Origin of the sequence: Kribbella sancticallisti, from assembly GCF_039530625.1 — a bacterium.
Lineage (GTDB): Bacteria > Actinomycetota > Actinomycetes > Propionibacteriales > Kribbellaceae > Kribbella > Kribbella sancticallisti.
In genome coordinates, this window is the sequence record NZ_BAAAOS010000007.1 from 402479 (window position 1) to 416474 (window position 13996).

The 13996-nt window shown below is 68.6% G+C and carries 21 protein-coding genes; 9 read left to right on the forward strand and 12 right to left on the reverse strand.

The window, feature by feature from the left end:
* The first annotated feature begins 132 nt into the window (after positions 1 to 132).
* Positions 133 to 588 carry a GNAT family N-acetyltransferase gene (locus ABD255_RS05050; RefSeq protein ID WP_344210247.1) on the forward strand — a complete coding sequence of 152 codons (456 nt, stop codon included), beginning with the start codon at positions 133 to 135 and terminating at the stop codon, positions 586 to 588.
* 21 nt (positions 589 to 609) lie between these two features.
* Here the strand turns inward: ABD255_RS05050 and ABD255_RS05055 are convergent, their stop codons facing one another.
* Entirely contained in the window at positions 610 to 1932 is a 1323-nt protein-coding gene (locus ABD255_RS05055; RefSeq protein ID WP_344210249.1) for a neutral zinc metallopeptidase, read from the reverse strand.
* A 25-nt stretch (positions 1933 to 1957) separates the two neighbouring features.
* Complete coding sequence (locus tag ABD255_RS05060; protein ID WP_344210251.1) at positions 1958 to 3154, reverse strand: neutral zinc metallopeptidase; 1197 nt, start codon at positions 3152 to 3154, stop codon at positions 1958 to 1960.
* 197 nt (positions 3155 to 3351) lie between these two features.
* Between ABD255_RS05060 and ABD255_RS05065 the strand changes: the two genes are divergently transcribed.
* Genes ABD255_RS05065 through ABD255_RS05075 form a run of 3 tightly spaced genes read left to right on the forward strand, consistent with a single transcriptional unit; the run spans position 3352 to position 5282 of the window.
* A complete protein-coding gene (locus tag ABD255_RS05065) occupies positions 3352 to 4119 on the forward strand; it encodes an SDR family NAD(P)-dependent oxidoreductase (protein ID WP_344210253.1) in 768 nt (255 codons plus the stop codon).
* A gap of 10 nt (positions 4120 to 4129) precedes the next feature.
* Entirely contained in the window at positions 4130 to 4849 is a 720-nt protein-coding gene (locus ABD255_RS05070; RefSeq protein WP_344210255.1) for a hypothetical protein, read from the forward strand.
* 31 nt (positions 4850 to 4880) lie between these two features.
* Positions 4881 to 5282 carry a PPOX class F420-dependent oxidoreductase gene (locus tag ABD255_RS05075; protein WP_344210257.1) on the forward strand — a complete coding sequence of 134 codons (402 nt, stop codon included), beginning with the start codon at positions 4881 to 4883 and terminating at the stop codon, positions 5280 to 5282.
* Positions 5283 to 5303: 21 nt separating this feature from the next.
* Here ABD255_RS05075 and ABD255_RS05080 read toward each other — a convergent pair whose 3' ends face one another.
* Positions 5304 to 5738 carry a GNAT family N-acetyltransferase gene (locus ABD255_RS05080; RefSeq protein WP_344210259.1) on the reverse strand — a complete coding sequence of 145 codons (435 nt, stop codon included), beginning with the start codon at positions 5736 to 5738 and terminating at the stop codon, positions 5304 to 5306.
* A 54-nt stretch (positions 5739 to 5792) separates the two neighbouring features.
* On the opposite strand from ABD255_RS05080, the gene ABD255_RS05085 reads away from it, so the two are divergent.
* Together ABD255_RS05085 and ABD255_RS05090 are read left to right on the forward strand one after the other, a co-directional pair.
* Positions 5793 to 6527: an SAM-dependent methyltransferase gene (locus ABD255_RS05085; protein WP_344210261.1), complete on the forward strand. Its 735-nt coding sequence runs from the start codon at positions 5793 to 5795 to the stop codon at positions 6525 to 6527.
* 43 nt (positions 6528 to 6570) lie between these two features.
* Positions 6571 to 6993, forward strand: coding sequence for a hypothetical protein (locus ABD255_RS05090; protein WP_344210263.1), 423 nt, complete (start codon positions 6571 to 6573; stop codon positions 6991 to 6993).
* A 3-nt stretch (positions 6994 to 6996) separates the two neighbouring features.
* Here the strand turns inward: ABD255_RS05090 and ABD255_RS05095 are convergent, their stop codons facing one another.
* Complete coding sequence (locus ABD255_RS05095; RefSeq protein WP_344210265.1) at positions 6997 to 7494, reverse strand: class E sortase; 498 nt, start codon at positions 7492 to 7494, stop codon at positions 6997 to 6999.
* On the opposite strand from ABD255_RS05095, the gene ABD255_RS05100 reads away from it, so the two are divergent.
* Positions 7493 to 7750 (forward strand): hypothetical protein, encoded by a 258-nt coding sequence (locus ABD255_RS05100; RefSeq protein WP_344210267.1) that lies wholly within the window; start codon positions 7493 to 7495, stop codon positions 7748 to 7750. The genes ABD255_RS05095 and ABD255_RS05100 overlap by 2 nt on opposite strands.
* Before the next feature lie 27 nt (positions 7751 to 7777).
* Here ABD255_RS05100 and ABD255_RS05105 read toward each other — a convergent pair whose 3' ends face one another.
* From ABD255_RS05105 to ABD255_RS05125, 5 genes are all read right to left on the reverse strand, one after another.
* A complete protein-coding gene (locus ABD255_RS05105; protein WP_344210269.1) occupies positions 7778 to 8338 on the reverse strand; it encodes a DJ-1/PfpI family protein in 561 nt (186 codons plus the stop codon).
* Positions 8339 to 8399: 61 nt separating this feature from the next.
* Positions 8400 to 8714 carry a hypothetical protein gene (locus tag ABD255_RS05110; protein ID WP_344210271.1) on the reverse strand — a complete coding sequence of 105 codons (315 nt, stop codon included), beginning with the start codon at positions 8712 to 8714 and terminating at the stop codon, positions 8400 to 8402.
* Positions 8695 to 9264 carry an RNA polymerase sigma factor gene (locus ABD255_RS05115; RefSeq protein ID WP_344210273.1) on the reverse strand — a complete coding sequence of 190 codons (570 nt, stop codon included), beginning with the start codon at positions 9262 to 9264 and terminating at the stop codon, positions 8695 to 8697. The genes ABD255_RS05110 and ABD255_RS05115 overlap by 20 nt, the downstream gene beginning before the upstream one ends.
* Positions 9265 to 9425: 161 nt before the next feature.
* Entirely contained in the window at positions 9426 to 9956 is a 531-nt protein-coding gene (locus ABD255_RS05120) for a molybdenum cofactor biosysynthesis protein (protein WP_344210275.1), read from the reverse strand.
* A gap of 1 nt (position 9957) precedes the next feature.
* Positions 9958 to 10170, reverse strand: a complete 213-nt coding sequence (locus ABD255_RS05125) for a hypothetical protein (RefSeq protein WP_344210277.1) — start codon at positions 10168 to 10170, stop codon at positions 9958 to 9960.
* A gap of 82 nt (positions 10171 to 10252) precedes the next feature.
* On the opposite strand from ABD255_RS05125, the gene ABD255_RS05130 reads away from it, so the two are divergent.
* Both ABD255_RS05130 and ABD255_RS05135 read left to right on the forward strand, forming a co-directional pair.
* Positions 10253 to 10675 (forward strand): DUF1622 domain-containing protein, encoded by a 423-nt coding sequence (locus tag ABD255_RS05130; RefSeq protein WP_344210279.1) that lies wholly within the window; start codon positions 10253 to 10255, stop codon positions 10673 to 10675.
* A complete protein-coding gene (locus ABD255_RS05135) occupies positions 10672 to 11181 on the forward strand; it encodes a methylated-DNA--[protein]-cysteine S-methyltransferase (protein ID WP_344210281.1) in 510 nt (169 codons plus the stop codon). Before ABD255_RS05130 ends, ABD255_RS05135 begins: the two co-directional genes overlap by 4 nt.
* Here the strand turns inward: ABD255_RS05135 and ABD255_RS05140 are convergent.
* Genes ABD255_RS05140 through ABD255_RS05150 form a run of 3 tightly spaced genes read right to left on the reverse strand, consistent with a single transcriptional unit; the run spans position 11178 to position 13996 of the window.
* Positions 11178 to 12164 carry a LacI family DNA-binding transcriptional regulator gene (locus ABD255_RS05140; RefSeq protein WP_344210283.1) on the reverse strand — a complete coding sequence of 329 codons (987 nt, stop codon included), beginning with the start codon at positions 12162 to 12164 and terminating at the stop codon, positions 11178 to 11180. The genes ABD255_RS05135 and ABD255_RS05140 overlap by 4 nt on opposite strands.
* 24 nt (positions 12165 to 12188) lie before the next feature.
* Positions 12189 to 13064, reverse strand: coding sequence for a carbohydrate ABC transporter permease (locus ABD255_RS05145; protein ID WP_344210285.1), 876 nt, complete (start codon positions 13062 to 13064; stop codon positions 12189 to 12191).
* Positions 13061 to 13996, reverse strand: coding sequence for an ABC transporter permease (locus tag ABD255_RS05150; RefSeq protein WP_344210286.1), 936 nt, complete (start codon positions 13994 to 13996; stop codon positions 13061 to 13063). Before ABD255_RS05150 ends, ABD255_RS05145 begins: the two co-directional genes overlap by 4 nt.

The following is a 13996-nucleotide window of genomic DNA, read 5'->3' on the forward strand; positions in this document are numbered from 1 at the left end:
TCGTGCCCGGTGAACAACTCCGCAAACGGATTTTCCTAACGCAAAGTGATTGCGTAAGGCAATTACCGTGACGGCCGGACGCTCCTGACCCCCGCAAACTCGGAGCGCACGCCTGGTTGAGATGCTGACCGCATGACCGATGTCGTGATCCGCCGTGCCACCGCCACCGACGTCCCCGGCATCGTTTCGATGCTGGTCGACGACGAGATCGGCGCCCAGCGGGAGAGCCCGGACGACCTGACCCCGTACCGAGCCGCCTTCGCGGCGATCGACACCGACCCGAACCACGTCCTGGTAGTTGCCGACCGCAACGGCGAACTGGTCGGCACGCTGCAACTGACGATCGTCCCGGGCCTGTCCCGCCGCGGCGCCACCCGCGGCCTGGTCGAGGGCGTCCGGGTCGCCGCGTCAGCCCGCGGTACGGGGCTCGGCACCCGCCTGATCGAGTGGTCGATCGAGGAGTCCCGCGCCCGCGGCTGCGCCCTGGTCCAACTCACCTCGGACAAGACCCGCACCGACGCCCACCGCTTCTACGACCGCCTGGGCTTCACCAACACTCATGAGGGCTTCAAGCTCACCCTCAGCTGACCGCTCGTTCTGCGGTGGGTCTCAGGAGACCTTGGCGGCGGGGGCGGTGAAGGTGTTGCAGGACGCCGGGTTGGCGGACTTGAAGGCCGGGCCGGCCCAGGCCCACTGGTTCTGCCGGGAGCCGTGGTCGCGGATCTTCTTCGGGTTGTACTGGTCGCCGCTGTGCTTGGTCTGGTACTCCCAGGTCTCCAGTTTCAGGCCGCGCAGGCCGAGGGAGTCCTTGTTCGCTCCGAGGAAGACCGCGCCCAGGCAGGTCGCCTGCAGTTCGAAGCGGCGGTTCTCCTCGAGCTTGGCCGCGGGGGACTTCATCCAGCCCTCCCGCGAGGCCGACGAGATCGCGATGTTGGTGAGCATCTGCACGTGGTGGGCGTACTCGTGGGCCATCGTGTCGAGCATCCAGGCGCGGGCGCTGAGCTCGCTCCGCTTGAAGGCCTTCACATCGTCCTGCCAGTCCATGTTGATGGACTCGTCGTTGCCGCAGTAGAACGCCGTGTCGATCTCGCCGGTGCACTGCGACGGCGACTTCTTCGTCACCACGGTCAGCTTCGGCTGGCGGAACGGGTAGCCGGCCTCGAGAACCAGCGGCTCCCAGGTCTCGTTGAGACAGGGCAGCAGGGCGCGGTAGTACCGCAGTACGTTCAGTTCGCTGTTCGGCTTGACCTTCGGCTCGGCGCACTTCACCGACGCGAGCCTGCCGACCGTGTACAGCTTGTTCTGCTTCACCCGTACCTCGTCCGGCACCGGCTGGACCGTCTTCGTCACGGTGGGCTGCGGCGGCGCCGGGGCAGGCTCCTCGGACGGCCGGACCGACGGGCGGGCCAGCGGGTTCTCGACGGTGTTGTCGAACGAGTCGATCAACTTGTAGCTGGCGACCACCCCACCGCCGAGCACGACCAGGACCAGCACGGAGAAGGTCGCGACGATCGCCCTGGAGAACCGCCGCTGCTGCCGCAGGTCCGGCGGCTGCGCGGTGAACTGCGGTACTCCGCTCCGAGTGGACGTGCTGTGCCAGCCCGTCGGCCGGGCACCACCGAGTTGGCGGGTGCCCTTCAGCGGCGTGGCGGGTGCTCCCGGGAGCGGCGCGGGCGGCGGCGCACCGAACCCGCCTGCGTCCGCGGGGTCGGTCGGGAGCGGGGCCCCCTTCTTCTGGGGAGGGTTCACCGGGCCGCTCACCGGGCGGGCCTGGCCGAGCCCGAGTTGCGGACGATTGACGGTCGCGGGCGGCGGCGTAGCACGGGGCTCGCCGGCGGCGGTCGGTGCTGCCTCGCCCTGGTCGCCGGCACCGCCGGGCAGGAAGTGCCCCACCGTCGGCCCGGACGTGGGCGCCTGCTCGTCGTCAGCCATCAATCGTCCCCAAGTCCGTCGATACTCAGCGGACCTCGGCCGCCGCTGCCACGAAAGTGTTGCAGGCAGCAGGGTTCGCCGTCGAAAAGCCCTTGGTCATCCACAGCCGCACGCTCGCGCTGGAGCCGTGGTCGCGCACCGTGCCCTTGGCAATGTCATCGCCGCTGTTCTTGCTGCGCCAGGTCCACTCTTCCAGCAGGTTGCCGGTCACCGGGAAGCTGGCCTTCGCCGCGCCCAGGAAAACCGAGGACAGGCAGGTCGCCTGCAGCGCCAGCCGCCTTTCCTGCTCCAGCCGGAGCGCCGGCGTCACCGCCTCGTCGCGCAGGCCGCCGCCGGCGTCGAGAATGCCGGTCAGGTTCTGCACGTGGACGGAGTAGACGTAGCCGAGTGCGTCGGCCATGTCGACCCGGGCCAGCGCCGGGTTCTTCGTGTACTTGTCCAACAGGTCTTCCCAGGGCATCGCGACGCTGCCGTCGCCCGAGGGACAGTACGAGGAGACCTCTTTCTGGACACCGCAGGCGGTCTCCTCGCCGTCGTCGAAGATGATCAACTGCGGCGGCCGGAAGTCGAACCCGGCGGCGCGGACGACGGGCTCCCAGGTCTTGTTGTGGCAGACCAGAAGCGCCTGGTAGTAGGACCTCACGTTGTCCTTGGAGGTCGGGCGGTACTTCGGCTCCCGGCAGGCGACCGGCGCGAGCTTGCCCCCGGCGTACAGGCGGTTCTCCTTCGTCACCTGGTGGTCGGACTTGGGCTTGCTGGTCGGCTCGTCCGTCGGTACGCCGATCGGCTGGTCCTGCTGGACCGAGGGCGTGCCGAGCGGGTTCGCGACGAACTCGTCGTAGGACCGCAGCACCCGGGTGGCGCCGAAGATGCCACCCGCGACCACGACCAGCGCGCCCACCACGATGCCCGCGATCAGCGCCTTCGACTTCTTCCTCGGCTCGAACGGGACCGGCACCGGCTGGTAGCGCGCCTGGAACGCGGCCGCGGCCCGGTCCCCGGGCGGTGGCGGTCCGAGTCGTGAACCGCTGAGCACGGGCGGCCCCGACGGAGCCTCAGCGCCGGCGCCGAGTCGCGGAGTCGGCGCCGTCAGCGGCACCGACGACGCGTACTTCGGCTGCTCGTCCTTCGCCGCGGGGTCCGCGGGCGTCACGTCTCCGGCACCGCCGGGCAGAAAGTGTCCTGCCTTCGGCCCGGGCTTCGCGCCCGGTTCGTCGGCCATACGTCCCCGCTTCTCCCCAGTCCCGGACTCGGCCGGGTCCACCCAAAGTCTGCTGCGGAACGAGACGCCCCCCACCCCGAACCGCCGCATGATGCTACGTCGCAAACGATCGTTGGATGTACTGGATTGCAGCTATTGACATCGCATCGCGACCTACCTCCCGGTTTGACTACCGTGCGTACCGACAGGAGTACTGAATGACTGTGCTGGACAGTTTCGCGCTGGACGGCCGACGGGTCCTGGTGACCGGCGGTAACCGGGGGCTCGGCCGGGCCTTCGCCGTCGCGCTCGCCGAGGCCGGTGCCGACGTGGCGATCGCGGCGCGGGACGAGGCTCTGAACGCGCGGGCGGTGGACGAGATCGCGGCTCGCGGGCGGCGCGCGCTCGCAGTACAGGCTGACATCACGGTGCGGGCGGACGTGACCCGGATGGTTGCCGAGGTCACCGAGTCGTTCGGCGGCATCGACGTGCTGGTGAACAACGCGGGCATCGCGATCCACCGACCGGCGCTGGAGGTCCCGGACGAGGAGTGGCAGCAGGTCCTCGATCTCAACCTGACCGCGCTGTGGAACACCAGTACGGCGGTCGCCCGCGGCATGATCGACGCGGGCGGCGGGGTGATCGTCAACGTGGGCAGCATGTCCGCGCAGATCGTGAACCGCCCGCAGTGGCAGGCGTCGTACAACGCCTCGAAGGCCGCCGTGCACCACCTGACCAGAAGCCTCGCCGCCGAGTGGGCGCCGCACAACATCCGGGTGAACGCGATCGCCCCCGGCTACGTGAAAACCGAGATGGCCCCGGTCGACCGCCCCGAGTTCCGCCAGAACTGGATCCTCGACGCCCCACTCCAGCGCTACGCCACCCCCGAGGAGATCGCCCCATCCGTCGTCTACCTCGCCTCCCCCGCCTCCTCCTTCATGACCGGCTCAGTCCTCCTCATCGACGGCGGCTACTCGGTTTACTAGGTTCTGAGCCATGGGGACCTCGAAGCGGCGAGCGCGGTGGCGGGGACCGTTGGAGCCGGACGCGACCCTGGCGCTCTGGGCGGACTTTCCGGTGGAGGCGCGGCCGCGGCCGATCGTGTTGACCAGCCGGACAGGCGGATCTGGGGGCGGCTTCGCGTCGTGGGAGGCCAAGGAGGCGTATTCGCAGGCACCGATGGTCTCTGACGTCGAACTGCCGCCCGGCCTCATGGAGGTACTGCGGCCTTACCCGAAGCCGCACTGGCAGGGTGAGCCGATCCACGTGCGCTCGATCCGCGGAGTCACCCGGGAGTTCGGTACCGATCGCGGGCATCGGCCGCTTCCGGCGTACGAGTTGGAGATCCAGTACGCACCCGGCCCCGTCTGTCTGCTGGATCCGGAGATCGACGCGATCACCTGGTGGCCGCCCGACCTGGATCTGGGAATCCGGGGACTGTGGACCGGTCTACCCGTCGTGATGACGCACAACGAACTGACCCTCAGCCAGGTGGTCATCGGATCGCCGCCGGTGTACAGCGACGTCCGGGTCACTGCTGTCCTGGAAACGACGACCGCTGTGCTGGTGCTGACTGAAGAGACCATGCACGAAGGCTTCGACTCAGTCCCTTTGGTAGCAGTCGACCGTCCGATCACCGCCCACTTGGCGGCACCACTGGGTAACCGAGTCCTCATCAACGCCAGCGGCCAACCCCTTACGGTCCTCCACGGCTAGCTTGTCTGTGGGGTGCTTTAGGGTCGCTGGCATGAGTTTGAGTGATGGGGCGCGGAAGTTGGTGGACGGGGGGAATCCGGCCGTCCTGGCGACGATCAACGCGGACGGGAGTCCGCAGACGTCGGTGGTGTGGGTCGGGCGGGAGGACGACGAGGTGGTCATCTCGACGGCGGCCGGGCGGCGCAAGGACAGCAACCTGCGCCGGGATCCGCGGGCGAGTCTGCTGGTGATCGCCGAGGACGACCCGGACGAGTACGTCGAGATCCGCGGCACTGCGACCGTGACGGAAGACGCCGGGCGCGCCGTCGCCGTACGCCTGGCCGAGGTCTACGAAGGCGAAGGAGCGGGCGACGAATATCTCGCGCTGCCACCCGAAGTCATCCGCACGGTCATCCGGATCACGCCGACGAGACTGACTGGTCCTGCCGCCTGATCACCGCTGTGGCCGGCGGGCTCAGGTGGTGCAGGTGAACTCGAGTTCGTCGAACTCGTTCGTCCCGAGTTCGGTGAAGCCGACGGAGCGGAGGGTGGCCAGGCAGGCGGTGTTCGTCGGCTCGACGGTGGCGTGGATCTGGCGGGCGCCCGCGGCGGCGGCCAGGCGGACCACCTCGTCGAGGGTCGACCGGCCGTGGCCCTGGCGGCGGCGAGCGGGGCTGACGTAGTACGTGATCTCGGCTTCGTCGTCGAGGATCTCCAGGTCGATGAACCCGATCGGGCCCTCGTCGTCGAGGGTGAGCCAGCCGTGCCGGCTCGGTGCCTGGAGCAACGGCGTCCAGCGCGCGACCGCGTGGCCGTAGAAGCCGCCGAAGATCGCGCCGCCGACGGGATCGGCCGCCAGCCACTGCTCGACCTGCCGCAGTCCGTCGGTGTCGATCGGCCTCACCTGCATCCGGCAACTCTAATCTGCTTGCCACCAAGGCGCCCGACCCGATTGGCTGGCCGGGTGGCTGATCTGAAGCGTGCCGAGTACCCGCTCTCGTCCAAGTACGACGCCGACTGGGTGCTGGAGTGCGACATGGGACCGCACCCGCTCTGGCTGCTCGAGGATCTGGCCCGCGACCTCGACCTGCGACCCGGGATGAAGGTGCTCGACCTCGGCTCCGGCAAGGGCGCGACGTCGGTCTTCCTCGCCAAGGAGTACGGCGTCCAGGTCTGGGCCGCGGATCTGTGGGTCGACCCGAGCGAGGCGGCCGCGAACTTCGCCGCGCACGGCGTCGACGTCACCGCGCTGAAGGCCGAGGCACACACGCTGCCGTTCGCCCGCGAGTTCTTCGACGCGATCGTCTGCATCGACGCCTACGAGTACTTCGGTACTGCGGACAACTACCTCGCCTACCTCACCGGATTCCTCAAGCCGGGTGGTCAGCTCGGCATCGCCACTCCCGCGCTGACGAAGGAGATCCGCGAACTCGGCTACATCCCCGAGCACATCAAGAAGCTCGTCGGCTGGGAGGCGATCGCCTGGCACACGGCCGACTGGTGGCGGTTCCACTGGGAGATCACCGAACTCGTCGAGGTCACCTCCGCCCGGCTGCAGGACTCCGGCTGGCACGACTGGCTCACCTGGGCCCAGGCCGCCTCCGAGCGCAACGGCGCCCCCGACGCGAGCCTGGAGATGCTGGAAACCGACCAGGGCGAATACCTGAGCTTCGCGCTCGTCACAGCGCGTAAGAAGTAGCCCGGGTGTACGAGCCCGACCAGTACTGAGCAATGCTGTCGGTATGAGCTGGGCTATCTACGCGATGCGAGGGCCAGGAGGCGTACGCCGCCTCGAGGACATTCCGGACGGGTACGAACCGCCCTCTCTCGGTACTGCGGAGTCGGTGGTCGACCGGGTCCGCGAGATCGCGCCGGGAGTGGACGCGAGCAAGCGGTCCTGGTTGCTGCTGAAGAGCGACGACTACGACGTCGAGATGACGATCGGCAAGGGCGTCGAGGTTCGCGACATCACCTTCTACATCAACGACGGCCCGCGCTCGATCCCGGTGGTGATGGAGATCAGCAGCAAGCTGGGCGTCACGCCGTACGACACCGAGTCCGGCAACTTCCTCACCGAGCAGTCCCGGCCGCCGGTGCCGCCGCCGCTGACCGAGGACGAGATCAAGGCCAACAAGCCGAAGTGGTGGAAGTTCGGCCGCGGCTGACCGTCAGGCGGCCGGGCGGGTGGCGACCAGGACGCCGATCTTGTTGATCCGGTGCTCGGGGTTGCCGAGCGCGTCCTTCCAGTAGTTGCCGGCCGCGTGGTCCTCGGGGGTCGCGCAGGTGGACAAGGTGATCATCGCCTGCGTGGGCCGCTCCCCCGGCCGGCCCGGCACGGCCGCGTTCTGCTGGGCGAGCTCGGCCGGTTTGCGGAACGAGATCGTCATGGTGCGGTTGATCAGGTAGTCGTAGACCCTCCCGTTGGCGGTGACCAGCACATGGTCGCCGTTCTTCAGTTCGGGGACCTGGCCGAACGGGCGCCCGTGGGTGGTCCGGTGCGCGGTGACGATGAAGTTTCCGATCTCGCCCGGTCCGACTCCGCCGGCCTTTCCGCGCGGGCTGGCGGCAACCGCGCGGTCCTGGATCACGGTGCCGGGCCGGTCGTCCGCGGTACCGGTGTAGGCCACGACCCGCAGCCGGCGCACCCCGATGGCCGGGACCGCCATGCTCGTGACCGCCGTCGTCATCGTCCGCTTGGCCGTCGGCGACGGCTTCGGCGCCGGCGAGGGCTTGGCACTCGGCGTCGCCGTCGGCGCTGACGGGCTGGTCGACGGCGTCGGGGTCGTCGCCGTCGGGCTGGTCACCGAGGGCGACGTGGCGTTCGGAGTACCGGCGACCGATCCGGCGACATCGGCACACCCCGCCAGGGCGCCCACCAGCACCACCGCACCCATTAACCGCCTCACCATGCCCGGAACCTAGCCCGCAGCGCCGAAAACCTGCCGAAAACTAGGCGGGAGCGTGCTCTTTGAGAACCGCCATGAAGGCCCGCATCCAGCCCGGGTGATCCGGCCAGGCCCGGCCGCTCACCACATTTCCGTCCACGACCGCGTCGCCGTCGACCCATTCCCCACCGGCAGCCCGTACGTCGGGCGCCAGCGCGGGGTACGCGGACGTCTTCCGGCCGTTCAGTACTCCGGCCGCGGCCGGGATGAGTGGTCCGTGACAAAGCTGCGCGACGGGTTTCGCCTCACCGTAGAAGTGCTGCACGATCCGCTGGCAGTCCGCGTCGTTCCGGAGGTACTCCGGCGCCCGCCCACCGGGGATCACCAACGCCACATAGTCCTCGGGATTCACCTCGGCGAAGGCGATATCGGCCTGCCAGGTGTGCCCGAGCTTCTCCGTGTAGGTGTCGAACCCGTCGACGAAGTCGTGCACCACGAACTGCAACTTCCTGGCCTCCGGTGCCGCGAGATGAACCTCGTACCCCTCCTCCTGCAACCGCTGGTACGGGTAGAACACCTCCAGCGTTTCCGCCGCGTCCCCAGTAAGAATCAACACCTTCGCCATGACCCGAACCTCCTCAGCCGCGCTGCCGTTGCTGCCAGCCTCCGCCGCGCCCAATATCCGGTCAAGAGGCCCGGCTCTGGAAGGAGCCGTCCGACTCGGCCTCGCGGCCCGCGACGGTCAGCTTGCACTGGCCGTCCTCACACGTGCGCTGCAGGCGGCCCTTCGAGATCGTCTGCAGCAGACCGATCGTCCAGCACGTCGGGCAGCCGCGCAGCGCCAGCGCGCCCACCGGCAGCAGCAGCAGGCTGACGAGGCCGACGGCCGGGATCAAGGCGACCGACCCGATCAGGGCGCCGAGTCCGATCACGCCCCGCACCAGGTGCCGAGGCAGTGACGCGCTCGCGAAGTCCCTGCCGTCAGTCTCCGTTCCGGTCATCGTCGCCTCCAAGCGTCACTTCAGGGGTGGAAGAAAGAGCCTGCTGCACCGTCGCGCGGGCCCGGTGCAGGCGCGATTTCATCGCGGCGGTGGTGATGCCCAGGACGTCCGCGGCCATCCGGCCGCTGTAGCCCTGGACGTCCCGCATGATCAGCACCCGGCGCTGGTCGTCGGGCAACTCGGCGATCGCCGCCGCCACACGGCCCGCTTCCAGGCGCTGGATGACCTCATCCTCGGCCGAGCGCACGGCGGCGTCCGGCAGCGGGGCACTGTCCCGGATCTTCCGCGCGCGCCGCAGACACTCGTTGCGGACGATCCGGAACATCCAGGAGGCCAGAGCGCCGGTCGCGCGGAGCATGCCGATCTTGCGGTACAGGATGATCAGCGCCTCCTGGACCGCGTCCTCGGCGTCCTCGGGGGTGGCGCAGAGCGAGCGGGCGAACCGGCGTACGTTCGGGTGCGAGCCCGACACCAGGGCGGTGATCGACTCGAGATCACCGTGCTGCGCCCCGACGATCACGTGCTCACCGGGCCAGGTCGAGTCAGCCACGTGCCCGCGCCCGTCGGCGCAGGACGACGAAGCTGCACGTGCCGAGCATCGCGATGACAACGGCGGCGGCGATTCCCATGATCATGACATCCTCCATCCTCGGTGCCGACGTCCGCCGGCACACGGAGATAAGAGGCGCCGGCCGGCCGAAAGGATTCTGCCTAGCGTCCGAGGGTGGCTCGGCCGAGGCGGAGGGTGCCGGAGTCGAGCGGTGTGCAGCGGACCCCGCCGCGTCCGCGGAGTCCCTTGAAGGCGCCAGGTCCCAGGACTACGTCCATCCAGGCGCAGGGATTCGCCGGACGATTGGCCTGGAAGCGGATCGGCCCGGAGCCGGTATCAAGGGTGAAGACAGCGCCGGGGACCCGCTCACCCGCCGGCGTACGCCGGCGGGTGAGCCGGTCGATCGGGTAGCCGCGAAGAATGATGTTCCGCCGGGTCAACGCCGGATCAAGTCCCGGAGGCAGGCCGGCCGCCTCGAAGGCGTCCGCGTCGAACACGGTGACGGCTGCGTTGCGGTGCACCGGCTGGTTGAAGTACCGGTCGCCCACGATGCCGAGACCGGCCTCGATCCGCACTTCCTCGCGCAGTACCGACTCCGGCTCGCTCCGCGGTCCATCCGCCGGCCGGCCCTCGTAGGCGTGGATGGCGGAGACGACCAGCGCCACGATTCGCACCTCGACAAGCTCAGCCATGTCAGCCCCAGGAGAGCGAATCGAGCAGCCGGTAGAACGTGAGCTGCTGAGGGTCGGGCAGGCCATAACCGGTGAAGAAGTCGGTGGGGTCGGCGGACCACTCGGCCTCAAGCCGCGCCAGCAGTTCTTCCGGCGGGACCAGCCGCCACTCGTCCGTGAGGAAGTCAGGATTCACAGCACCCCTCCGTACTACGTCCGCCGCCTGGCTGACCACGTCCTCCAGCCTGCGCTCAAACCGGCAACGCTATCCCGCAATGCTCACACACGGATCCATCGCGCTCTGGTAGTCCTTACGGATGAGCTTCGAGTCGCTGTTTGCCGACGTCGCCCGCGGGATCGAAGGCGTCGGGGTGGTGATCATGACCGTCGGACTGGTCGTCGTGCTGGCGCGCTTCTGCTACTCGACCCTGACCGGCCGCAGCCGCCCCGACGGTCTCAGCAGCTACGAACAACTGCGCGTCAGCATGGGACGGGTGATCCTGCTCGGCCTGGAGATCCTGATCGTGGGCGACATCGTCGGCACGATCATCGTCAAGACCTCGATCGAGAGCGTGCTGGCCCTCGGTCTGATCGTCCTGATCCGGACCGTGCTGAGCTTCGCCCTCGAGGTCGAGATCTCGGGCCGCTGGCCCTGGCAGCAGCAGCGGGCTCACACGTCCGGCCGCCGGACCGTTCAACCAGGAGAACAAGGAGAACAGACTCGACTGGAGGAGACATGACGAACCGGCACGCGATCGTCAGCACTGAACTGGGCGATCTCACACTGGTGGCTTCGGGGGACGCGCTGACCGGGGTCTACTTCCCGCACCACTGGGTCAAGCCGGAGCCGTCCACCCTCGGCGCGAAGGTCGAGCACGATCCGCTGCTGGTGGAAGCGGCGCGGCAACTCGACGAATACCTCGCGGGTGAGCGGGAGACCTTCGACCTGTCGATCGAGTTGCAGGGTGGCGACGATTTCCAGCGGCGGGTGTGGGCGTTGCTGGACGGCATCCCGCGCGGCGAGACCACGACGTACGGCGAACTCGCGGAGCGGCTGGGTGACAAGCAACTGGCCCAACTGGTCGGGCAGGCCGTCGGCCGCAATCCCCTCTCGATCATCGTCCCGTGCCACCGCGTGGTCGGGAAGGACGGCAAGCTGACCGGGTACGCCGGTGGCCTGAAGCGCAAGCAGTTCCTGCTCGACCTGGAGGAGCCCGCCACCGTGAAGGCCGGCCGGCTGTTCTAGGAGGATTCGCGGACGATCAGTTGCCAGGGGAAGTCGAAGACCTTCCCGGCAGCGCCTTCCCGGTCGGTCAGGCGCTCGACCATGATCCGGCAGAGGGCCGCGTTGAAGCCGACGGGTCCGACGGTCGACAGTGACGGGTCGAGGTGCTCGCCCTCGGGGGTGTTGCCGACGCCGATCACCGCGAGATCGCCCGGTACGTCGAGCCGCAGCCGGTGCGCGGCCCGGATCGCGGCGATGGCGGCGAAGTCCGTCGTGCAGTACAGCGCGCTCGGCCGGCCCGGGCGGTTGAGCAACGACATCGCGGCCCGGTAGGCGCCTTCGGGATGTGGCTCGAAGGTGGCCACGTCGCCGACCGGGAGACCGGCCGTCGCCATCGTCTGGAGGTAGGCGTCGAAGCGCGGATAGCCCTCCAGCCGGGAGGTGAGGGCGCCGATCCGGGTGTGCCGTTCGAGCAGGTGCTCCACGGCGAGGTGGCAGCGCGGCTCGGCGCCGGACCGGATCACGTCGAACCCGCGCGGTTCCAGGACCTCGCTGAAGACGACCATCTGCACGCCCTGGGCGGCGAACGCCTCCAGATCGGCGACCAGCGCGGGGTCGTCGCGGACGTGATCGATGAAGATCACGTCCGGCGTGCGGTTCGCCAGCACGGTCCGCCAGTCGCCGTCGGCCACGATCAGCGCGGTCTTGCCCAACGGGGTCACCGCCGCGCTGACCTGCGCCGCCACCGCCTGCGCCCACGGATCGGCGAGCACGCTCAGCGACAGCAGGACCAGGTCGGACTTCCCGGTGCGAATCGCCCGCGCCGCGTCGTTGCGCCGGTAGCCCAGCCTGGCCGCCGCGTCCCGCACCCGCTCGGCGGTCGTGTCCGAGATCGTCTGGCTGCGGGGATGTCCGGACAGCACGTAGGACACGGTGGCGATCGAAACCCCCGCCGCCTTGGCGACCGTACGCAACGTCGGCTTCTCGGTCATCCCCATGGACATAGGACCGATTCTCTCAGAGCCCGATCAGCCCTTCACGGCTCCGGTGATGACGCCCTTGTTGAAGTGCCGTTGGAGGAACGGGTAGACCATCGCGATCGGCACCAGCGCCACCACGACCACGGCCATCTGCAGGGACTGCGGCTGCGGCAACGGCTCGACGCCCAACTGGTCCGCCGACAGCGACTTCCCCTGCAGCACATACGTCCGCAGGATCACCTGCACCGGCCACTTCGCGGTGTCGTTGATGTAGAGCAGAGCGTTGAAGAACGCGTTCCAGAAGCCGACCGCGTAGAACAGCCCGACCACCGCGATCACCGCCTTGGACAACGGCATCACGATCCGCCGCAGGATGGTGAAGTCGCTGGCGCCGTCCATCCGGGCGCTCTCCAGGATCTCCTGCGGCACGTTCATGAAGAACGTCCGCATCACCACGAAGTTGAAGGCGCCCAGCGCGCCCGGCAGGATCAGCGACCAGAGGCTGTCGATCAGCCCGAGCTGCTTGACGATCAGGAACATCGGGATGATGCCCGGCGCGAACAGCAGGGTGAACAGCACCAGCAGCAGCACCGGCCGCCCGAAGAGCACCGGCCGCGAGGTCGCGTAGGCCAGCGCGATCGTGGTGAACAACGCGATCGCCGTACCGACCAGCGTGACGAAGACGCTGACCATGATCGCCCGGCCCATCAACCCGCCGCTGAACAGCGTGTCGTACGCCTTCAGCGTCGGGTGCGACGGCCAGAGCACGTACCCGCCCGCCTCGATGATGTCCTGGTCGCTGGCCAGCGAGGTCGAGATCACCACCATGATCGGAACGATGATCGCGAGCGCGAAGCCGCCGAGCACGACCGCCTTGATCGCCTGGTACGCCGGCGCCGGGCGCTCCTTCCAGATCGGCCTCACGACTCTCCTCTCCTCTGGAAGATCCCCGGCTCCCCGAGGCGATGGGCCAGCGAGTTCGCACCCCACAGCAGCAGCGCGCCGACGACTCCCTTGGCCAGACCGGCCGCGGCCCCGCTGCTCCAGTCACCACCGACCACGCCGGCGTAGTACGTGAACGTGTCCAGTACTTCGGCCGCCCCGGGCCCGACCGAGTCGCGTTGCAGGATGAACTGCTCGAACCCCACGCTCAGGATGTCGCCGATCCGCAGGATCAGCAGCAGCACGATCACGGTCCGCATCGACGGCAGGGTGATGTGCCACAGCCGGCGCCACCGGCCCGCGCCGTCCGCGGCGGCGGCCTCGTACAGGGAGACGTCGACCGCGGACAGCGCCGCGAGGAAGATGATCATCGCCCAGCCCGCGTCCTTCCAGACCAGCTGCGCCACCACCAGCAACGGGAAGGTGTCCGGGTTCGTCATGAACGGGATCGGGTCGACCCCGGCCTGCCGGAGCAGGTTGTTGACGAACCCGGCACCACCCAGCGACTGCTGGAACAGCGCGATCACCAGCACCCAGGACAGGAAGTGCGGCAGATAGGCGATCGTCTGGAAAGCGCGCCGGATCCTGTTGCTGACCAGGGAGTCCACGATCAGCGCCATCGCCAGCGGCACCGGGAAGAACAGCACGAGCTGCACGAACGCCAGCACCAGTGTGTTCCGCAACGCGTCCCAGAAGTCCGGGTTGGCGTACAGGTTGATGAAGTTCTGGATGCCGTTCCACTCGCTGTGCATGATCCCGAGGTACGGCTGGAAGTCCTGGAACGCGACCACGTTGCCGAGCACCGGCACGTAGAAGAACAGCAGCAGGAACACGACACCCGGAACCATCAGGACCAGCATCTGCCAGTCCCGCCGCAGCCGTACGGCGAACGGCAGTTGCTCTTGCCTCCCCAT